The organism is Oceaniovalibus sp. ACAM 378, from assembly GCF_008085915.1.
Classification (GTDB): domain Bacteria; phylum Pseudomonadota; class Alphaproteobacteria; order Rhodobacterales; family Rhodobacteraceae; genus Oceaniglobus.
The window spans coordinates 227,044-248,132 of record NZ_VSJK01000001.1 but is presented as its reverse complement, the minus strand read 5'-3'; the positions used below and the strand labels follow the sequence as shown (position 1 = coordinate 248,132).

General features: G+C 61.8%; 19 protein-coding genes and 1 tRNA gene. 5 read left to right on the top strand and 15 right to left on the bottom strand.

Annotation, left to right across the window (positions count from 1 at the left end; translation table 11 throughout):
• The first annotated feature begins 204 nt into the window (after nt 1–204).
• On the top strand, nt 205–924 hold the full coding sequence (locus FQ320_RS01080; RefSeq protein WP_148469161.1) for a hypothetical protein: 720 nt from the start codon (nt 205–207) through the stop codon (nt 922–924).
• Complete coding sequence (locus tag FQ320_RS01075; RefSeq protein ID WP_148469159.1) at nt 921–1,319, top strand: DUF2177 family protein; 399 nt, start codon at nt 921–923, stop codon at nt 1,317–1,319. Before FQ320_RS01080 ends, FQ320_RS01075 begins: the two co-directional genes overlap by 4 nt.
• Nucleotides 1,320–1,579: 260 nt before the next feature.
• Here the strand turns inward: FQ320_RS01075 and FQ320_RS01070 are convergent.
• The 15 genes from FQ320_RS01070 to FQ320_RS01005 form a co-directional block, all read right to left on the bottom strand.
• Nucleotides 1,580–1,655 (bottom strand) — tRNA-Thr (locus FQ320_RS01070).
• A 441-nt stretch (nt 1,656–2,096) separates the two neighbouring features.
• A complete protein-coding gene (locus tag FQ320_RS01065; protein ID WP_255509327.1) occupies nt 2,097–2,699 on the bottom strand; it encodes a hypothetical protein in 603 nt (200 codons plus the stop codon).
• A gap of 34 nt (nt 2,700–2,733) precedes the next feature.
• Nucleotides 2,734–3,054, bottom strand: coding sequence for a YidH family protein (locus FQ320_RS01060; protein ID WP_148469157.1), 321 nt, complete (start codon nt 3,052–3,054; stop codon nt 2,734–2,736).
• Nucleotides 3,055–3,063: 9 nt separating this feature from the next.
• Complete coding sequence (mprF, locus tag FQ320_RS01055; protein ID WP_148469155.1) at nt 3,064–5,652, bottom strand: bifunctional lysylphosphatidylglycerol flippase/synthetase MprF; 2,589 nt, start codon at nt 5,650–5,652, stop codon at nt 3,064–3,066.
• Between the two features lie 218 nt (nt 5,653–5,870).
• On the bottom strand, nt 5,871–6,161 hold the full coding sequence (locus tag FQ320_RS25465) for a patatin-like phospholipase family protein (RefSeq protein WP_187393731.1): 291 nt from the start codon (nt 6,159–6,161) through the stop codon (nt 5,871–5,873).
• 60 nt (nt 6,162–6,221) lie between these two features.
• On the bottom strand, nt 6,222–7,958 hold the full coding sequence (locus FQ320_RS01045; protein ID WP_187393730.1) for a BatD family protein: 1,737 nt from the start codon (nt 7,956–7,958) through the stop codon (nt 6,222–6,224).
• A 10-nt stretch (nt 7,959–7,968) separates the two neighbouring features.
• A complete protein-coding gene (locus tag FQ320_RS01040) occupies nt 7,969–9,939 on the bottom strand; it encodes a VWA domain-containing protein (RefSeq protein WP_148469151.1) in 1,971 nt (656 codons plus the stop codon).
• The gene (locus FQ320_RS01035; RefSeq protein WP_222861554.1) at nt 9,936–10,655 is read right to left on the bottom strand and encodes a VWA domain-containing protein; all 720 of its coding nucleotides are present in this window, start codon (nt 10,653–10,655) and stop codon (nt 9,936–9,938) included. Before FQ320_RS01035 ends, FQ320_RS01040 begins: the two co-directional genes overlap by 4 nt.
• On the bottom strand, nt 10,631–10,969 hold the full coding sequence (locus FQ320_RS25985) for a hypothetical protein (RefSeq protein ID WP_222861553.1): 339 nt from the start codon (nt 10,967–10,969) through the stop codon (nt 10,631–10,633). The genes FQ320_RS01035 and FQ320_RS25985 overlap by 25 nt, the downstream gene beginning before the upstream one ends.
• Nucleotides 10,966–11,451 (bottom strand): DUF4381 domain-containing protein, encoded by a 486-nt coding sequence (locus FQ320_RS01030; RefSeq protein ID WP_148469149.1) that lies wholly within the window; start codon nt 11,449–11,451, stop codon nt 10,966–10,968. The genes FQ320_RS25985 and FQ320_RS01030 overlap by 4 nt, the downstream gene beginning before the upstream one ends.
• Nucleotides 11,448–12,395 carry a DUF58 domain-containing protein gene (locus FQ320_RS01025; RefSeq protein ID WP_148469147.1) on the bottom strand — a complete coding sequence of 316 codons (948 nt, stop codon included), beginning with the start codon at nt 12,393–12,395 and terminating at the stop codon, nt 11,448–11,450. Before FQ320_RS01025 ends, FQ320_RS01030 begins: the two co-directional genes overlap by 4 nt.
• An 11-nt stretch (nt 12,396–12,406) precedes the next feature.
• The gene (locus FQ320_RS01020; protein ID WP_148469145.1) at nt 12,407–13,399 is read right to left on the bottom strand and encodes a MoxR family ATPase; all 993 of its coding nucleotides are present in this window, start codon (nt 13,397–13,399) and stop codon (nt 12,407–12,409) included.
• A 79-nt stretch (nt 13,400–13,478) separates the two neighbouring features.
• Nucleotides 13,479–14,171, bottom strand: coding sequence for a YfdX family protein (locus tag FQ320_RS01015; RefSeq protein ID WP_148469143.1), 693 nt, complete (start codon nt 14,169–14,171; stop codon nt 13,479–13,481).
• Between the two features lie 80 nt (nt 14,172–14,251).
• Complete coding sequence (locus tag FQ320_RS01010; RefSeq protein ID WP_148469141.1) at nt 14,252–15,646, bottom strand: HAMP domain-containing sensor histidine kinase; 1,395 nt, start codon at nt 15,644–15,646, stop codon at nt 14,252–14,254.
• Nucleotides 15,633–16,310: a response regulator transcription factor gene (locus FQ320_RS01005; RefSeq protein ID WP_148469139.1), complete on the bottom strand. Its 678-nt coding sequence runs from the start codon at nt 16,308–16,310 to the stop codon at nt 15,633–15,635. Before FQ320_RS01005 ends, FQ320_RS01010 begins: the two co-directional genes overlap by 14 nt.
• Before the next feature lie 386 nt (nt 16,311–16,696).
• Between FQ320_RS01005 and FQ320_RS01000 the strand changes: the two genes are divergently transcribed.
• The 3 genes from FQ320_RS01000 (at nt 16,697) to FQ320_RS00990 (ending at nt 20,994) form a co-directional block, all read left to right on the top strand.
• Nucleotides 16,697–18,508, top strand: coding sequence for a LysM peptidoglycan-binding domain-containing protein (locus FQ320_RS01000; RefSeq protein ID WP_148469137.1), 1,812 nt, complete (start codon nt 16,697–16,699; stop codon nt 18,506–18,508).
• A 99-nt stretch (nt 18,509–18,607) separates the two neighbouring features.
• Nucleotides 18,608–20,422: an ABC transporter ATP-binding protein/permease gene (locus FQ320_RS00995; RefSeq protein ID WP_148469135.1), complete on the top strand. Its 1,815-nt coding sequence runs from the start codon at nt 18,608–18,610 to the stop codon at nt 20,420–20,422.
• An 89-nt stretch (nt 20,423–20,511) separates the two neighbouring features.
• The gene (locus FQ320_RS00990; protein ID WP_148469133.1) at nt 20,512–20,994 is read left to right on the top strand and encodes a hypothetical protein; all 483 of its coding nucleotides are present in this window, start codon (nt 20,512–20,514) and stop codon (nt 20,992–20,994) included.
• Nucleotides 20,995–21,089: the final 95 nt, after the last annotated feature.

Genomic DNA, 21,089 nt, shown 5'->3' with positions numbered 1-21,089 from the left:
GAATGATCGGCTCCGGAGGTTTCGAACCCGGCATGGCCCGGCTTGATATGCCCAAGAAGCACCGGACAATCCGCAGTTGGCCTGAATACCGTGTCAAAGTGCAATTTCGGCGATGCGCAACCTGTGGATCAAGGTTGCTGAAAACATTGCCCTGTCGGGCAGCCCCGCCACTTATCCGCCGCGTTACGCGCTGAAAGGACTGTCATGAACTCCAGAGCTCCTGCCCTCGTCGTGCTGATTGCCACACTGACCTTTGCACTCTCGCCGTTGGTCACACCCGGCTTCAGCGGTTTCACCCCGGATCAGTTTCCGGTCCCGCAGATTGACCCACCCGTGCAACCTGCGGGCTATGCGTTCTCAATCTGGGGTCTGATTTACCTCTGGTTGATCGTCGGCGCGGTTTTCGGAGTCTGGCAGGCCGCGAATGATCCGGGTTGGCGTGCCATGCGGCTGCCGCTCGCGATCAGTCTGATTATCGGCACCTTCTGGGTCGCGGTTGCAAACGTTGCGCCGGTCTGGGCCACGCTCATGATCGTGGTGATGGCCGCCACCGCGATTGCGGCCATGCTGCGCGCTGGCCCTGACCGGCCATGGTTGCAGGTGAGGCCGGTCGCGCTCTATGCGGGTTGGCTGACCGCCGCGACCGGAGTCGCCATCGGCGTCGTTCTTGGTGGGTATGCGATCCTTTCGGAACAGAATGCTGCGATCCTGTGCCTGTTTGCGGTGCTGTTGGTCGCTTTGGCCGTTCAGACGGCCCGCCCGCGCGAGTGGGGCTATCCAGCCGCCGTTGTCTGGGGGCTGATTGGCGTGATTGTCACGAATTTTCCAAATGCGAACTGGCTGGTGATCGGGCTGGCGGCCATTGGCGCCCTGATCCTCACGTTTCGCGCAGTTCTATCCGTCATGAAAGGTTCGGCACGATGAAAATTCTGATCCTCTATGGGGCAACAACGATCATCTTTTTTGCTCTGGATGCATTTGGATTGCGGTTGCTGATAAAGCCTGTGTTCGACCGTCATATCGCCCACCTCTATGCAGACCCCTTTCGCATCGTTCCGGCGGCGTTGTTTTATCTGGGATATGTCGCTGGCGTGCTGTGGTTTGTCTCTGTTCCCGCGTTGCAAAGGGGCGATCCGATGGCAGCCTTGATCGGCGGCGTGCTGCTTGGGCTGATGGCCTATGGCACCTATGAATTTACCAATTACGCAACCCTGCGCGACTGGTCGATGAGCCAGGTTGCCACCGACATGCTTTGGGGCGGTGCCTTGACCGGTGTTTCGGCCTGGGCCGGAGTGCTGATTGCCCGCACTCTGGGATGACGCGCGATCAATCTCTCCATGTTGCAAGGTGGCGGTTGAAGGGAATGGTGGTGCGTCCCTTTGGCCAAGGCTGTGCGACTGGGTGAACCGGCAGCGCGCGACAGATACGACCGCCACAAATACCCAGTGACGACCAGATGCCTGATGACAGCAAAATGCGTCAGGGAGAGGAATATCCGGACACTGGCCAGTTGGTCATCCCGCGACAACAGCAGCACAAAAACCAATGTGCAGAAAATCCGCAGTTTTAGAAGATTGGATGGTGCCCCCAGTACGACTCGAACGCACGACCTACTGATTACAAATCAGTTGCTCTACCAGCTGAGCTATAGGGGCACGTCGATGTGACTAGGCTCAAAACCGCCGCATGTAAAGCCATGAAAGTACACGACGTTGCCGGTATTGTTTCGCAAGCAACATCAGAACCTAGCTGTGCAAAAATGCGGGTCCAATCAGCGCTTTATCAGACGTTGTGGAGACACGAAGCGCAGCTCAGACTGTCGGAGAACTCCGCCGAGGTGAAGCCTTCGATCTTTCGAATCGCGTTTGGACGGAGGGACCATTGCGGCGGTGCAGATCGGCATCGTTGTCCTGTGCGATCAGGGCTTTCGCGCGGCGCCTTTGGCTTGCTGAAGGCAAAAAGCGCATCCTGACAGGGTGATAAGCCGAGCCAAGTCGCCGGTCGGGCTCTCGGGATCGATCAGTTGGGTATGCCGCTCATGATACGTTAAAGACTCTCGTTTACGTCTCGACCAGAAAGCCAGTTCCGATGCCCCTTTATCCTGCATTGCCGACTTCTTTTGACCGGTGCCGTTGCGGTGGTTTCAGGGCCAAACCCAGGACAAATCCCAGCATCAGCGCGATTGCATGGCCACCGTCAGCCAACGGATCCGGGTCAATGTTGAACTTGGCCAGAATGGCCAGCAGTATCGCTGCGAAAACCAACCATTTGCCGCGCCAGCCGGCGAGGGCCAATCCGATCAGACCGAACCCGCCGATGGACATGCCGACATCGTAATGCGAGGTCAGATCGGCAATTCCGACGGCCCAGCCGACACATGCGAGCAGGATCAGCGTTCCGACAATATCGAGGCCGAAAAAGAACGCCGCAGTCCGCACGCCGCCGCGTTGCAACTCGGTGTGGCCGATAACGAGGGCTGCAAAAATGATTTGTCGCACGAACATATCTGGATCATGGGACAGGAAGGTGCCGGTGATCAGACGGAAAAGATCTCCCGACAGCACCGGGTCGAACCCGATCCCCCAAGCGGCAAGCAGCCGGTGGGGAAGTGGCTGCCAAAGCGTTCCGGCCAGCAGATTGGCGATCACCATCACCGCCAGAAACAGCGCCGTGAAACGCAGGCGTACCACCGTCGCCATGATTTTGGCACCAGCGCGTGTGAGTCCCGGTGCCTCAGCCGACATGAATCGCAAAACTCCCCAGCAACAGAAACAGCGCACCGATCAGAATCAGCAGAAACGCTTCGGCCGGTACGGAATCGTCGGGCAGGCGATCCGCGCTGTCGATACGCTTGCGAACGTGTTGCATCCTTGCCCAGGCAATCACGATCACGGCGGCCCCGACGCCAAGCATCAGCATTTCGGACCAGGGCGGCGATGGACGATTCTCCAGCCGCGCTGCCGCCAGTCCAAAGCCGACAATCGCGACCACGGTCCGCACCCAGGCCAGAAATGTGCGTTCATTCGATGCGTGAGTTTCAAAATTGACGATCATGGCGCCTCTCTATCTTACCAACCCGCGAAGCCCGCCCGAAACCAGAACGTTGACCTCATAAAGGATCTGCGGCGCGGCCAGCCCGCCGGGGCAGGCCAGATAATTCGGTCGCCATTCAGGGCCAAACTTTTCCTTGAACGCGCGCAACCCTTCGAAATTGTAGAAGTGTTCGCCATGTTCGTAAACAAATCCACCAATGCGGTTCCAGATCGGAGCGAGTTGACGGTTTTCGATCCCCGAAAACGGTGCCGCCCCAAGTGAGAACCAGCGGTATCCCTGCGCCGCACCCCAAAGCATGATTTCAGCGAGCAATGCGTCCATGGCAAAGCTGGGCCCGTGTGGCCGATAGCGCATCAGATCAAGCGAAAGCTCGTGCAGGTTCGCGCCTTTGAACAGGTTCGCGAAGGCGACGATTTCATTACCACCAGCGCGCAGGACAGCGACGTCAAAGTTGGCGATATAGCTCTCTTCGAACGCGCCCAGAGCAAAGCCTTTTTCTTCGCCTTGCTTGCTTTCAAGCCATGCGTCCGAAATCGCGCGCAGTTCGGGCATAGCGGCGGCAAGTTCCGACGCCGGGAGGACCGCGAAGTTGCAACCGTCGCGCGCGGCGCGGTTGCGCGCCTGGCGCAGATCCTTGCGAGGCGCACCGTCAAGCGTGAAGCGGTTCAGATCGACACGCGCCACTTCGCCGATCTTGAGAATCGACAGGCCAAGGTCGAGATAGGTCGGAAGATACGCCGGAGAAACCGCATAGAAGGCGCAGCGGCGGCCCTTTTGGTCGGCCAGTTCGCGCAGTTGCCAGATCAGTTTTGCACCTGATTTCGGATCTCCGACAGGATCTCCTTTGGCAATCAGCGAACGCCCGGTATCGGCATAGGCAATAAAGGCGCATGCGTCATCGGAAACGAGAAACGCCTTGTCTCCCATCAGCGCGATCCCCGCTTCCGGATCCTCGCTTTGCGCGACCAGCGCGCGCACCACATCCGGGATGGGCTGGGGTTGTGCTCTGCCGGTCTTGCCGGTCATCAGCGAGTTGAACGCGATCACACCAAGAACAATCGCCCCGGCAAGACTGGAACGCAGAAACCGCGAGGCGTCCCCGTGCCAGCTGAATTCCCACCACAGCGTGTTGCCGTAGGGGACATGGGAATGGGCGAAAAGCCCAACCCAGAACGCCGCAGCCAGCAGCGCCAGGATGCTATTCAGCCATCGCCCGTTCAGCCGGAGCACGGATGCGCCATCGGCGCGATAGAATGCCGGGCGAAACAGACCCAAAACCGCAAGAGTCCCCAGCATCGACAGGGATTCCTTCCAATCGAGCCCTTTCAGCAATGATGCCACCAGACCCACGGCGAGCAATCCCATTGCCACGACCCAAGCGCGATAGAGTTTGCGATAAAGGCCGCGCGCCACGACGATCAGCAATACTCCGGCAATACTGCCCGCAAGGTGTGAAGCTTCGATGAACGACAGCGGCAGAATTTCCCGAAGCACGCCAAGGCGCGACTCTTCGGCGGGCAGGTTGCCCGAGATCAGCAAAAGGAGCCCGGCAAGCAGCGCGATACCTGCGGCGAAAGGCGGAATCAGCGGCCGGAAGGCGCGCCAGACCAATTGCGCGCCGCCGCTCAGTTGCCGCCGCCGCGACATGCCCATGATCACGCCAAGCCCGGTGGCGGCGATGACAAATGGCAGGATCGTATAGATCACGCGGTACGTCAGAAGCGCGGCCAGAACATCCGACTGCCCCGAAGCGCCAAGCCCGGCGATGATTGTCGCCTCGAACACACCCAACCCGCCGGGAGAATGGCTGAGGATTCCCAAACCCACCGCGCCAAAGAAGATCGTGAAGAAATAGGGCAGGCTTTGCACCGCATCGCCGGGCATCAGGACATAAAGCGTCATCGCGGCCCCGGTAAGATCCAGCACACCCGCGCCCGCAAGGGCGGCGCCAATCGGAAAGTTCGGCAGCGACAAAGCAAATCCGCCCGCTTTCAGGTCGCGGCGACCGGTAGCCAACCACAAAAGGTAGGCGCCAAAACCCAAAAGAATGGCGATCCCGAACCCTGTCTCGGCGGATGGCGGAATTGGCAGCACCGCGCTGAGCCCGTCGGGGTGAAAGACAAAAAGGCCGCCGAAAATCAGCGCCAGACCGGTCAGAAAACCGCTCCATGACACTGCGATGACGCCGGCAACCGCCGCAAGATCAAGGCCAAACGCCGAATAGACGCGAAACCGTACGGCCGTACCGGTCAGATAGGAGACGCCCAATAAGCCGGTTACCGCATAGCCCGCTGCGCCAGTCAGGCCGGCAATCGGCAAGGGAACCTTGCCCGGAGTGGCCGATCGGACAGCCAGCGCATCATAGAATGAAATGCCCAGAAAACTGAGCACGGTGAAACCCAAGCCCTTGATCAGCGCGATCGGTGACGCAGCGGCAAGATCAACCTTCACATCGGTCCATTTGACGTGAGAGGCCAGCTTGTGCAGCACGAAAAACGCGATTGCCACGATGATCAGCGGGACAGCGATTTTGACAACCGTGTGTTCGACGATCCGCAACAGCCTGCCGTGGGGCGCAACGATCTCAGCGACGGCCATTCGTGCGTTCCTCCTGCAATCCGGCCAACCTCTGTCACTGAAACGCAAGCGGGCAGGTTTTGCCACCTATATCGCAGGCCGAGCCTGACGAACCTGCTGATAACGCAGATCCGCGCCTGCGCCGCGTGGAGCAAATCGTGGCCGCAGATCCGATCACCGGGTCATTAAAACCGGCGTGACGGCATTTTGACAGCACGTCAACCACCCGTGCCGCGCGGTCAGTTCATGTACCGGCCGTGGCTGACGACAAGAGATCCCGCCCCATTGTCCACCACAGTGGCGACGCCCTTGGCCACGCGGTCATCGTCGATCTGAAAAATGCACAGTAAATCGGCGCCCGGGTTTTCCATCACATATTGCAGCGGCGCACCGATCGGGGTGCCGGCGACCCAATCAACGTCGAATCCATCCTTGCCCAACGTCTGAAATACACCTGCCTGATAGGCAACCAACGCACCGCCGCCCTGCAACACCAGAACGTTCTGTTCCGCCTTGGCCATCTCCCTCATACCGATGTCGTTCGTTGAGGAAAGATAGGCAGGCGAGCGGACGTGGTTATTGCCCGAAGTTTACAAATGCGACAGGTTCGCTGAGGCAAGCGGCGCATAGAGCGGCGGCAAGACGGCGCGGCGGGGCAGGGGCGACCGCCCGTCAAAGCGCCTGTCGGTGGCACGAATGGCTTTCAAAAAACCGGCTGCGTCCCATGCGCCGCTCGCTTCACCTGCAAACACGCGGGTTTCCAGATCCTGCCAGCGGCTGCGAAGATCGGGAAAGGCGGCAAGGCGGGCGCTCAGGCCCAATTCGCCGCAGCGGGCTGCGAGCTGCGACCACGCCACTGTCGCCCCATAGGCGGCGGCAGGATCGCCGGCGGCGCAGGCGGTTTCGATCCGGACCATGGACGCGCGCCGTTTCGCCGCCTGCAACGCACTGCCCTGCAATCTGCGAGATCGGCGCCATAGAAAGATCACCCCTGCCATGGCGACAAAGGTCAGACCGATGACCCAGAGCCAGATCGTGTGCTGGCGCCTGTGACCGGTGTCGGTGATTGCAGGCGCAGGCAGGGCAGCGCCGGTTTGCGCGTTCGGGGCAGGGGTCACCGGACCATCAACCCTCAAAGTCTCGGCAGGAAGTATCGCCACGCGGGAGGTTTCGCTGGCGGTGTCGAACCATTGCACTGTCACTTCGGGCAGGGTGAGCGTGCCACCCGAGGTCGGCACGATGGAATAGCTGAAATCGCGCACCGCAGCAGGGCCGTCGGGCGTATTGATCGTGCCCAGATCGGATCGGTCCAGATAGACCCGCGCGCCCGCCGCGTCGGGCAGGGCCAGATCGGGCAGTTGCACGCCGGTGGCGCCAAGGGCTGTGATCCGGACGTGGCGCAGCACCGCCTCGCCCACGCGGAACGCTGGGGTTTCCGGATCCCAGCGGGCCGAAAGACTGACGTCCCTGGCGGGCAGGAACCAGTCCGCCGAGGCGTTGGGTTTCGCCTTGATCTCCACCGTCAGGGGCGCGCTGCGCAGGGTGACCGGGCGACCGGGCGCCAGCATCCGCGCAAAGGGCGATCCGGCCCCGTCGAACAAGCTGGCAAAGGGATCACGCCGGGGCGCAGAGATCGGCGATATGTCGTCTGCCGTGCCGCGAAGGGTGAAGGGCGCGACGGTCAGCGTGCCGCTTTTCTGCGGGCGCAACAGATAGTCGCGTTCGATCACCGTCAGCGCCCCGCCGTTTTGTTCCGAACGGCTGACCCGATCCTCGCCGCGCTGTTCCAGAACAAAGTCCGGGCTTTGCGGAGCTTCGATCGCGCCGTCGCGAAACCCCGGGGCGATGGTGATCTGTACCGTCAGCGGCATCTCTTGTTGAACATAATATGCGCCCGGTTTCAGATCGACAGTGATCCCACTCGCGCCCGGCAGATTTGAGACTGGCGGCAGGTTCGCGGCATCGGCCACATCGAGGGTCAGCGCGTCGCTACTCGCCGCTCCGGCGTTTAAGGACGGGATCGTCAGGTGGCCCGGCGTTCGCGGCGCAAGCGTGATGATCCAGGCGACAGTTTCCGAGCGTGCCCCGTTGATGACGCGGGTCTGCATCGATTTCGACGTGCCCAGAATATCGAAATCCCTATTCAGCGCCGAGATGTCTGGCGCCGCTGTCAGCTCTGCGGGATCGGCGCTGAGCGTGAGCTGAAAGCTGTCGCCCATGGCCACACTGTCGGAACTTATGCGCGCGCTCAGCCCATCGGCAAATGCCGTCGGTGCCAGTGTCGTCAGCGTCAGCAGGGCGAGGGCGGAAAGGCTGTGTCTGATCATCGTCTTATCCTCACTGACCGGCCGCGCGCAGGCGGGCATAGTGTTGACGGATCCGGGCGCGCAAAAGACCCGATGGATCGTCCGGTACCGCACGCAATTGCTGTTCTGCGGCCTGATCCAAGGCCTGACCACTGGCTTGTGCCGTCGGGCGTTCTTCCTCTGTGGCGGGCGTTCCGTCTCCGTCCAACGCCTGATCCATCCGGTTCTTCAGATCTTTTGCAGCCTGATCGCCGCGTGATCCGTCACCACTGGTCTGCGGTGTCTGGGTTTGATCCGTGCCATCCGGTGCGGGTTGGCCGGGCTTCCCATCGCTGGCGGAGGGGTCCGATGACTGCGCGCCGTCCTGCGGTTCGAGGTCAGTCCCGGCGGCAGCGGGTTCGCCGCTTTTATCCTCGGGTTTTGCAGTGGCCGCTTCGGATTCCTGCGGTTCGCCCTGTTGTCCGTCAGCCGCGTCGCCCGATTGCTGATCCTGTCCTTGCGCACCATCCTGAGGCTGCGCAGCTTTCTGACCCTCAGATTCTGATTCACCGCCCGGTTGCGATTGCTGATCTTTCTTCTGATCCTCGGATGTTTGGTTCTCTTGTTTCTGTTGCTCCAGCAACCGGGCCACCAGATCGCGGTTGAACCTTGCATCCGCATCGTCGGGCGTTTCGTTCAGCGCCCCGTCGTAGGCGGCAAGGGCCTTTTCAAACTGGCCTGCCTTGGCCAGCGCATTGCCCAGATTATAGCGGTCCGGCCCAGTCATCCGTTCCGATGCGCCATAAAGCGCTGCCGCCGCCTCGAAATCTTCGGCGCGATACAGGGCGGCGGCCTTGTGATCGGCGCTGCGAAACGCCTGTGCTGCGATTGCGTATTGGCCCGCGTCAAAGGCGCTTTGCCCCTGTTGATCGGGGGTTTGCACCAGATCGCGCCACCCCTCGGCCCGCGCGCCACCCGGAGCCATGCCAAACCCGACCAACAGCAGCGGCAGGAGAAAAAACAGCCCTCGGCGGAAGGCGAAGGGGGCAAGCAGGACCGGGACGATCAGCAACAGGTAACCGACATCGTGCCAGCTGTCCGTGACCAGATTGCTGTTCCGCCCCGGCGCGGTGAACTCGGACGGCGGGGCGGGCAGCAGACTGACAATATCGGCATCACCGGGCGTTACAGTTGAAAACTGCCCGCCGCCCGCCTGCGCCAAAGCCGTCAGCCCGGCGACATCGAGCCGCGCAATGACCGACTGCCCGTCAGAGCCCGTGATCGCGCGGCCATCAGCGGTTTGCAATTCTGCGCCCTCAACAGTGCCAACGCCCAGCACGTTCACCGCATAGCCCGCGCGTTGTGCTGCTCTGGCCGCGCTCACACTGGCGGGTGGGTTCAGCCCGGCGTCGTCAGCGATCACCACAATGCGGCCCCTTGACGCTTGGGCGCGCGATAAAAGCCCCTGTGCCTCGGTGATGGCCAGATCCAGACGGTTGCCCAGCACTGGCATCAGGTCTGTCGATAGATCGGGCAGCATCTGGCGGATCACTTCGGCATCTGCGGTCAGCGGGGCGGCCACGAAGGGGCGGTCGGCAAAGATCACCAGCCCGATATCACCCCCTTTTTCACGGGTCAGTATATCACGCAGCTTGTGCACCGCGCGGGTCAGGCGGCTGGGCACCAGATCGGTTCCGTTCATCGACTGAGCGAGGCTGAGGACGATAATCGTCGGATCAGCCCCGCCATGGACCGGCACGGGCAGGCGTTCCCAGGTTGGCCCGGCCATCGCCAGAACCGACGCGATCAGGGCAGCGCAAAGGGCCGCGATCCAGCCGCGCGATCCGCGCCGCGCCGCGCCGGGAACTGTCAGGTGCGGCATCAGATGGGCATCGACCAATCCGCTCCAGCCATCGCTTTGACCATGGCGTATCCTGCGGATCACCAGCGCAACGATCAAGGCCACCGCAACAAGCGCCAACAGCCATTCGGGGCGCAGGAAATGAAATGCCGTCGGTGTCATGTCGTCACCTCTTTGGTCCGGCTGCGGTTCGCGCCCCGCCGAAAGCCGAGCGATCCAAGCGCCAAGAGCGCGAACAGCGCCAGTGCGCCACCGAGGGGCCAATAGAACAGGGAAACGGTGGGCCGCATGAACAGCGGATCGTCCGCGACAGGCTCCAGCTTGTCGATCTCGCGGTAAATGCCCGCCAGACCGTCAATGTCGGTCGCGCGGAAATAAAGCCCGCCGGTGGTCTCAGCGATCCCGGTCAGCGTGGCCTCGTCCAGATCCTGCGAAGGATCGACAATCTGTCTGCCGAATGCGGTATCTATCTCCATCCGTTCCGCGCCGACACCAATGGTATAGATCTTGACGCCCAGCGTCCGGGCCAGTTCGGCGGCGGCCAAGGGTGTCATCACGCCCGCATTGCTTGCGCCATCGGTCAGCAGGACCAGCACCCGTTCGTTTGCAGGGCGATCCTTCAGCCGTTTGACGGCAATGGCGATGGCATCTCCGATGGCGGTTTCGGTGCCGGTCAGCCCGACCTCGGCCTGATCGAGAAGCTGGCGCACCACATCGCGATCAAAAGTCAGCGGCGTCTGAAGATAGGCACGCTCGGAAAACAGCACCAGCCCGATCCGGTCACCCCTGCGGCGGGCGATGAAATCGTCGGCGGTTTGTTTCACAACGCCCAGCCGCGTGGTGACCTGTCGGTTCAGCGCGAAATCCTCGCGCCCCATACTCCCGAAAGGTCAATCGCCATCATGATATCGCGCCCTTCAGCGGGCAGAGGCATTGCAGGGCCGACCATGGCAGGGCGGGCCAGTGCCGTGACCAGCAGGATGCAGATCACCACTGCCGCCGCCAGCCGCAGCCAGCTTTGCAACCGTCTGTGCGTGCCGGTGGTGCCCTGCCGCCGCAGCGTCGAAAAGAACGGCACACGCACCGCCCCTGAGGGCGATTGCGGCAGCGGTTTCATCGCCAATCGCACCAGCATTGGGGCGGGCAGGGTGAGAAAGGCGAGGGGCCAGAGAAAGGAGATGGGAAAGATCATCGCGCGCGCCTCCTGATCCAGACCTCGGCCTCGTCCATGGTATGGCGCAGGTCGATGCCGGGTTGCGCCGGTGCATAGGGGGCATTGGCGATGAGGGTGGCAGCAGAGCGCGAAAAGCCACCGGGCTCACGGCGCAGTTCGCTGGCCCAGTCTGCCCCGCTCAGCGGGCCAAGCCTGCGCGCTTCGGGGCCGGTCAGAACGACGCGGCGCAACAGGACGGCAAGATCGGTCGCAAGGTGCGGTCTGTCGGCGTCATCGCTCAACCGCGCTTTCAGCCCGGCAAGTTCGCGCAGCGCCGCGTATTGCACGGTTCTGCGGTGGCGGACGGCAACGACGAGCGCGGCAATAACCCCCAGCGCCGCCAGCACGATCAAAGCCCACCAACCGGGCGCCAGCGGCCACCATCCAATCGGGTCCGGCAGGCGGATGTCGTGCAGCTTTGCCAGTTCGGCCTGAATATCGGGCGACAGGGGCGGGGTCATGCGGCGTTCCTTCGCGACGTTCGGGCCGTTGGTGTGGTGCGGCGTGGGCGCAGCAGCGTCTTGGGATCGCCCGCGGTGCCGATCTCGTGCCAGACCATGCCGGTCTGACGGGACAGAAGTTGCAGCGCCGCCTGACGGTCGGAAAAAGCGCGGGCGTGGGCGGCCAGATCGGCGCGGCTCATCGCGCCGATGGCGAGCACTGATGCGCCGTCGCTCAGCCGTCCGCCGCGCGGCGGCAGATGGGCGTCAAGCGGATCATGGACCGATATCAGCGTGATATGGGCGCGGTGAGACAGGCGGCGCAACTCCTGTTCAACGCCCGGCCCATGATCGGCAAAGTCGCTGATCACAAACACCAGAGTGCCGGGGCGGCAGACATGGCGCAGCTTGCGCATGGCCTCGTGCAGCGGCGGTTCCGTGCCGGTGGGATGGTCCAACCGGGTCGCCTCGCTTGCCGCATGCAGAAAGGCGAGTATGGCGCGGCGGGTGCGGGCGGCCGGAAATTCCAGCAGTCCGGCCCGCGTCAGGATGAAACCCCCAACACGGTCACCACCGTCAAGCCCGACCCATGCCAGCATCGCCGCAATTTCGGCGGCCAGATGTGCCTTGAACCGGACCCTTGTGCCGAACTGCATCATCGCCCGCAGATCGAGCAGCAGATAGACTGGACGTTCGCGTTCTTCGTGAAACAGCTTGGTATGCACCGTGGTGCTGCGTGCCGTCAGACGCCAGTCGATGCTGCGAATCTCGTCGCCCGGCTGATAGGCGCGGGATTCGGCATATTCCATGCCCCGCCCGTGAAAGATCGACCGGTTCGCGCCCCACATATGGGTGGCAACGCGCCCGCCGGGGGCAAAGCCGGTGACGGCGCGGTCGGGGCGGGCGCGGATCAGCGCGCTTGGGGCGATCTCGATTCCGGGGATGAACGTTTGGGCGGCAGGCATGGAAAACCTCCTCAACTCACCGGGACAGAGGCGATCAGATCGTCAATCAGCCCGTCGCGGGTTATGCCATCGGCCTCGGCCTCGAAGGTCAGGATCAGACGGTGGCGCAGCACATCATGGATGACCGCCTGCACGTCCAGTGGTGTGGCAAAGTCGGCGCCGCGCATCCAGGCATGAACCCGGGTGCAGCGGTCCAGCGCGATGGTGCCCCGGGGGCTTGCACCCCAGGCGATCTTGTCCGCGACACTGCCGCCCGCACCCGTGCCCGCGGGGCTGCGCGTGGCAAAGATCAGGTGCAGCATGTAGTCTTCCAGCGCGTCAGAGACATGGACTTGCAAGGCCTCGCGCCGTGCCGCATGGATCATCTCTTCTGTCACGGCGGCGACCGGTGCGGGGGCTTCGCCCATCGCCTCGCCGCGGACGATTTTCAGGATGGTCCGTTCGGCGGCCGGATCGGGAAAGCCGATGCGCAGATGCATCAGGAACCGGTCAAGCTGTGCTTCGGGCAGGGGATAGGTGCCCTCCTGTTCGATCGGATTCTGGGTGGCCATGACCATGAACAGACGCGGCAACGGATAGGTCGTGCCGCCGACGGTGATCTGGCGTTCCGCCATCGCCTCGAGCAGGGCAGATTGCACCTTGGCGGGGGCGCGGTTGATCTCGTCGGCCAGAATCAGGTTGTGGAACAGCGGACCGCGCTGAAATGTGAAGGTGCCGTGTTCGGGGCGATAGACCTCGGTCCCGGTCAGATCGCCGGGCAACAGGTCTGGCGTGAACTGGATGCGCTTTTCGTCGCAGGCAATGGCGCGGGACAGCGTGGTGATCGCCTTGGTCTTGGCCAATCCGGGCGCGCCTTCGACCAAAATGTGACCATCGGCGAACAGCGCCAGCTGCAGCCGGTCGACAAAGGCCGTCTGCCCGACGATTGCGCCGTTCAGATGAGTGCGCAGCCTTTCGACAACGCCATGGGCCGTGGCGGCCTGCGGTGGGGTCTCGATGTTCATCACAGCCTCACTTGTTGGTATTGGGTGTGGGGAAGGTTCACGGCCCCTCTTGCGATGGGCCGTGGAACGGCGCGGCGGTTCAGCCCGCGTTGCCCTGTACCGGGATCGCATTGATGCCAAACGTCCGCACGATCACCGAATCCTCGATGGCTTTCAGTTCAAGGTTCGCACCAAAGAAATTCTTGCCGTCGATCATTTCGGCGGCCTTCTTCAGGCTCGCGGCGCTGGGCGTGTCGGGCAGCAATGCCGCCGAGATATTCAGATCAACCGAGGCAACACGCAGGACTTCAATTGCATTGTCCTTGTCGCCACTCTGCATCAGACTTCCTGCCTTTTGCAGCGCTTCCTTGTTTTCTGCGGTCGGTTGGAAATTGTCGGTCAGCATCATCGACATATCGAAAGGCAGGTATTCGGCCTTGCCGTCAGTCTTGTCGGTATCGGCGACATGCAGGGCCTTCAGGTCAGCCTCGCCTTCGGTCAGCGCCTTTGTCGCCTTGGCAAGATCGGTTTTGGCAGTTTCGATGTCGTTGTTGAACAGCGCCTTACGGGCCGAGCGGACATTCGTCAGGGTCGCCAATGCGGCATCAGCGGTCTTCAGCAGCTCTTTCTGCGTTGCATAGGATGATGTTGCGTCAGCGGCTGTCTTGGTAACCACTGCCGTATTTTCCGGCACCGTGGTTTCGGTTCCTGCCGCGAAGGCGGTCACCCCCAACGATGCCGCGGTCATCAGACCGGCTATGGCCGCCACAGCGCGTTTGTTCAGGGTTTTCATCGGAGTCTTCCTTTCCAGAGTGAAACTTGATGGCTTCAATCTGGATGGGATTCTTTTCCACAGCCTTTGGGAAAGTTTAACTATCCGACAAGTTCGCTTGCCGGGCTGACAGGTCGGGCCGGTGGGAAGGTCAGGCGCACACGCAGGCCGGGGGCATTGTCGGCAAGATCTATTGCGATGTCGTGACGCTGTGCGATTGCCTTGACCAAGGCCAGCCCCAGACCACCGCCGCCCCCTGACCGGCTGCTGTCAAGCCGGTAGAACGCTTCGAACACCCTTGCACGTTCGTCCTGCGGAATGCCGGGGCCGTGATCCGCGATATCAACGATGCACCGCCCGTCCACCTGTTGCAGCTCAATGATGATCAAGTTGCCAGTCGCGCCGTGGCGGATTGCGTTCTGGATCAGGTTGACGATCATTTGCCGGACCATGCGTTCGTCGCCAAATACCAAGGACACGGGCGTGCCGGGCAGCGAAAGCTTCAGGGATTGCCCGTCTTCTTCGGCCATGGGGGCAAAGGTTTCGGCAAGGTCGATCAACAACGGCGGCAAGGCGAAACTGCGGAACTCGGCATCTTGCGGCGCGGTTTCGATCCGCGAGATGCGCAGTATGGTGTCGAAAATCCGGTTCAACCGTTCCAGCTCGGCTTCGGTCTTTTCCAATGCATCACGGGGATCCTGCCCATCGTCGATGCGCGAAAACGCCGTTTGCAGCGACAGATGGGCGCGCGACAGCGGGGTTTTCAGGTCGTGGGCGATGGCAATCGCGGTGGACCGCGTTGTTACCATCAGGCTGGACAGACGGTCGAGATGCGTGTTGACCCGGTGTGAAATGCGGTCGATCTGATCGTTCTCACCGGTCACTGGCACGCGGATTTCCGAGTTTCCCTGTGAGACGTGATCCAGTGTGGTTTCAAGATCGTTCAGCTTTTGCAGACTTTTGCGGCTGGCGGCATAGCCGATCAACAGGATGACGCCGCCTGCCAGAAGACCCGAGCAGATAAGTGCTGCCAGCAGCCGTCGCTCTGTCGCCGCGATCAGCGAAAGATCATGACCGATGACCAGAACAATCCGGTCAAACAGGATGCTGTGGACATAAAACGGAAGCGGCACATCGCCGGTCCCCTCAAGCGTCAGGGTGGTGCGGTGAAAACTGCCGCGGCTGGGCAGACCGGAAATGTTCCCGGCAAGTTTCAATCCGTCCGGCCCGAAAACCCCGATCGCATGCAGCGACGGAACGACCGGATTGTTGATCTCGGCAATCGTGCGGATCAGCGCGGTTTCACCACCCTTTTCATAGATCTCGCGCAGCATGACCTGTTCGTCCAGGATCTGCCGTTCGATTTCACGCTCAAGGGTCTGCTGCACGAATACGAAAGCTCCGGCGCCGGTCACGATCAGAACTGCCAGAACCGCGATCACCGCATAGACGGCTGTTCGAAAGGCGGTGCCGGACAGGATGCTAGCGCGGTCCATGCATCATATATCCGGAATTTCGCAGGGTATGGATCAGCGGCGTGTCAAAGGGCCTGTCGATCTTGGCGCGCAACCGGCTGACGTGGGTTTCGACGACGGTTGAGCCGGGCTCAAAGTTGAAATCCCACACCCGCTCCAACAGCATCGTGCGTGTGACGACGCGACCAGCGTTGCGCATCAGGACTTCGAGAAGCGCGAATTCCTTCGATTGCAGCTCGATCACCTTGCCCTGACGGTGGGCGCTGCGACCCAGCAGATCAAGACGAAGATCGTGAACCTCAAGCGTGGTGACCTCGGCCGAACCTGTGCGGCGTCGTGTCAGTGCAGCGATCCGGGCCATCAGTTCGGACATATGAAACGGCTTGGTCAGGTAGTCGTCGGCCCCGGCACCCAGGCCCGCCACCCGGTCTTCGACATCGCCCAATGCGGTCAGAAATATGACCGGCAGTTCATTGCGCGCCGCACGCAGCGCCTTGACCACCGACAATCCATCCATTCCGGGCATCATCCGGTCAAAGACTGCAAGATCGCAGGTGTTATACAGGCAATAACTGAGCGCATCGCGGCCATCGCCAACCCTGTCGACGCTGTGACCCGCCTCGGAGAGACCGTTGACGATGAAACTGGCGACCTGCTCGTCGTCTTCAGCCAGAAGAATCTTCATTGAAACGCCGTTCGGGTTTGATGACCGTATCGGGACAGCTTTGCGACACCGAAAGAAGGATACGTCGTGTAATGCCGCGTGACCACCGATGAATGGAGGCTGCGCCATTGCCGCGCAGTGAATGTTCATCGGGTGAAATCTGACCGCTCATCCGTCGTCAGCGCGGGAGCGGCCCCGCTAGATTGGTCAGGGGAGCCAGTTGCGCCATCGAACAGGAAACCCCGCATGGGTGCGAATGACCGGCGGCTAAAAGCAAAACCGACCGCGCAAAACGCCATGAATTCTTTGCCGAATTCCGTTGCAAGTGTTTTGACCCGTCCATGGCCGCTTGATACTGTGTCGCAACAGGCGCGGCGAGCGGTCCGCGTCACGGGGGGAGATTGGTGATGAATAAATTGGCAGGCCTCGGCGCGGTCGGCGGCGTGATGGCAGGAGTTTTCGCCATTGCGGTGCTTTCGCTGGGCGGTCTGCTGATTTTACGCTCCCCTCAGACCGCGCCAATATCCGGCGCGCCCGATCCGCAGGTGGCGACGCCTGACTCCGCTGTCGGGGACAAGTCGGCGGGGGCAGCCGTGGTGAATTTGCAAGCCGCTGATAGTGAAAGCGAAAATCCGGATAAAGGTGTCGCGGATGCATCGCCTGATATGCCCGGAGCGCCACCCGCTGCGACGCGCTCTGACCCTCCGGTTGCGGGGGCCGTGGTCATTCCCAGCTTTGATGTGGTGAGGGCCGAGCTGGACGGTCGCACCCTGATCGCCGGACGGGCGGGCGCAAAGATGCGTGTCACGATCCTGTTGGACGGATTGGATTTTGCCGCCGATGTGGCGGATTCGGCGGGGAATTTTGTCACCTTTGTTACTGTCCCGACAGGACCGCGTCCGCGCACTCTTTCGTTGCGGGCTGAGAATGCAGGTGGCGAGGAGGCGGTTTCGCTGCAAACGGTGATACTGGCGCCAAGCGCGGATATATTGCTGGCCGATGCGGGTCGGGCGGATTGGGACGGTCAATCCCAAGCACCGGAGCGTTCGCCGCAGACTGAGGGCGCAGCACGGTCTGCCGGGGCGGATCTGCCCGGTGCGCAGCCCGAACCGGTCGATTTGAACGGACCTGTCGCCGTTGGCGTGCGTGCGGCCGGGCCGAGTGACGCCGTGCCGCTGCCGTCAGAAATAGACGCAGGACTGAAGGCGGATGCGCTCTTGGCCGATGGAGCGCCGGGTGTGCGGCAGATGGCAGAGGAGACGCCTGTTGGGTCTGTGGGACGGGGCGAAGATGGCGAACCCGCTGACGAAGCTCTGCGACAATCCCGGGCAGTTGCGACAACGGGCCAAGCGCCCGAACCGCCGGTCCGGCCTGTAGGGTCTGATACCGCTCCGGTGTCGATCATCTCGGACAATGGGGCGGCGATGACGGCGCGCGGACCATCCGGCGCTTCGGCTGGGGGCAATCCGGCCCCCGAAAATGCCCGTGTTCAGCAGGGTGCAGCCGTACCGGGCGAACCGACAAACGGGGCAGCCGTGCCTGAAGGTCCAACGCCCGCCAATGTGGTTGTGGCAGACGCGTCGCCCGATGAACGGATCGCCCTGCCGCCCCGTGTTCTGATGGCCGACAACCAGGGAATCCGCGTGATCCAATCGCCCGGCGATGCGCCCGACGTTCTGCACAGCGTCGCCATCGACTCGATCAGCTATGACGCGCTGGGCGGGGTGGTTCTGGCGGGTCGGGGATCGTCGGATCGCCGGGGCGGCGACGATCCTGCCTCTGCCGATCATATCCGGATCTATCTGGACAATGCGCCGGTGCAGACCGTCGCGGTCGGCCCGGATGGCCAATGGCGTGCCGATCTGCCGGAGATTGACGCAAGGGTCTATACCCTGCGCGTCGATGAGATCGGCGGTGACGGCAAGGTCGTGTCGCGCGCCGAAACGCCGTTCAAACCCGAACCCGCCGAAACGGTGGCGGCTTTGGCCGCTGCCGGCGTCGGTGAAGCGGCGGATCAGCGGGCCGGGAATCGCCAAATCGCGCCGGGCGGGGCGTCTCTGGCGCTTGTCACTGTGCAGCCCGGCTTTACCCTCTGGCGGATCGCGCGGGAGAATTACGGTGAAGGGTTGCTGTATGTCCGGGTGTTCGAGGCGAATGCAGACAAGATCCGCGATCCCGATCTGATCTATCCGGGTCAGATTTTCACCGTTCCGCAATAAGGCGCGCGCGACAGCCCCGCTCTTGTGATCGCCCCTATGGCCATTTCATGTGCCGCGCCATAAGTTCGCCATCTCTCAACTGCGAAATTCAGAGGTGTCATGTCCGACAATACCGATCGCGCTGACCCTCCGCCCGGTGGCGGGATGTCGGTGATCCGCCGCGTGGCGCCCTACCTCTGGCCCGATGACCACCCTTGGGTGAAACGCCGGGTGGTTCTGGCGCTGCTTGTGCTGTTCGTGTCCAAGCTGGTCGCAGTGGGCACGCCGTTCTTTTACAAGGCGGCGGTCGATACTTTGTCGGGCGAGGGCGCGTTGGATGCGGCCTGGACGCTGGGCCTTGGCGCTGTGGGGCTGACCGTGGCCTACGGAGTTGCGCGGCTGATGAACGTCGGCATGCAGCAGTTGCGCGATGTGATCTTTGCCGCTGTCGGACAGCGCGCCTTGCGGCAATTGGCGCTTGAAACCTTCACCCACATCCACCGCCTGTCCATGCGTTATCACATTACCCGCAAGACCGGCGGGCTGAGCCGGATCATCGAGCGCGGCGTCAAGGGTGTCGATTTCCTGTTGCGGTTCCTGATATTCTCCATCGGCCCGCTGGTGCTTGAGCTATTGATGATCGCGGTGATCCTGGCCGTGGTATTCGACATCTGGTATCTGGTTGTGGTTTTCGTGACCATCGCGTTTTACACGTGGTTCACCTTTGCTGTGACTGAGTGGCGGGTAAAGATCCGCCGGATCATGAACGAACAGGACACCGACGCCAACCAAAAGGCCATCGACAGCCTGCTGAATTTCGAGACGGTAAAATATTTCGGCGCAGAGCAGCGCGAGGCAGAACGCTATGACGGCGCGATGGAAAAATATGTCGCCGCCGCATTGTCCACATCCTATTCGCTGGCCTTCCTGAACTTTGGTCAGGCGCTGTTGATCACCATCGGTCTGGTGGTGGTGATGGTGATGGCCGCCGTGGGAGTGGGCAACGGCACGCTGAGCGTTGGCGATTTTGTCATGGTCAACGCCTATATGATCCAGATCACCCTGCCGCTGAACTTTCTTGGCTCGGTGTACCGGGAAATCCGTCAGGCGCTGATCGACATGGCCGATATGTTCGGCCTGTTGGAGCAACCGGCCGAGGTGCAGGACAAGCCGGATGCAAAGCCGCTTGCGGTGACGGGCGGCGCGATCTCGCTGCGCGATGTGCGCTTTGGCTATGATGCCGCGCGCCCGATCCTGAAGGGCATTTCGCTTGAGGTTCCGGCAGGGCAGACTGTGGCAATCGTCGGCTCGTCCGGCTCGGGCAAGTCGACCATCGGGCGGCTTTTGTTCCGGTTCTATGACGTCAACGGCGGCGCTTTGTCGATCGACGGACAGGATGTGCGCGACGTGACCCAGGACAGCCTGCACATGCAGATCGGTGTCGTGCCGCAGGATACGGTGCTGTTCAACGATACGATCATGTACAACATTGCCTATGGTCGCCCCGAGGCGCCATTCTCCGAGATAGAGGCGGCGGCCAAGGCGGCCAAGATCCACGATTTCATCCTCGATCTGCCGGACGGATATGAAACGACAGTGGGCGAACGCGGGCTCAAGCTTTCGGGCGGTGAAAAACAGCGGGTGGGGATCGCGCGCACGCTGCTGAAGAACCCGCCGATCCTGTTGCTGGACGAAGCAACAAGCGCGCTGGACACCGAAACCGAACAGAACATCCAAACCGAGTTGAAAGGGCTGGGCCGGGGGCGCACCGTTCTTGTCATCGCGCACCGCTTGTCCACGATTGCCGATGCCGACCAGATCGTCGTGCTTGAGGCGGGCGAGATCGTCGAGCGCGGCTCTCATGATGAATTGCTTGCCCGGCAGGGGCGTTATGCGTCGCTGTGGTATCGTCAGGAAAGCGAAGAAGCCGCATGATCATCACTTGGTGACTTTTGCGTAAAGTTCTGTCAACGTGACGTAACGTCACCCGGCGCGGAGGCGCAACAGAACGCAGGGGAAGCGGCATGTATGTCAATGGAAGCGCACTGAGCGTTGGAGATGTGGTCTTCGGCTGGAAAGATCCGAATGGAAACAAATGTCCCTATCACCACCCGTTTTTGATCATCAAGGCCACGACGACCGAGGTTCAGATGCGCAATTGCACGTCGCACACGTCGGCCAGCTTTTCCACCACCAAGATCGCGGCCGGTGACAAGACCGGCGAGCATAAATGGACCTGCAAGGACAGTCATATGGTAACGGATGGCCCGTTGGAGACCGGCCTGATGTCGATGCCATTCTATGACTATAGCCAGCAAGTACCGGTCTTGATGGAAGGTCCACCGCAGTTCATGCAGTTTGCCAACGGCGACGGAACGGTGTCGTTCAAGGAGATGAAACCGCAGTGGGTGGAGTTTTACCCGCTGATCGTAAGGCCAGCGGACCCGATCATGTATGACAAGATCGGAACGGTCAAGGAACCGGCCCTGTCGGCATTGCTGGCGTAATTTCCGACATTGGCCAGCCCTAACTTGTAAATCGGCCTCTTGCCCCAGAACCCGCCTGTCACGATCACCGGGCACCTATTTCCGGCTCGGCTCAT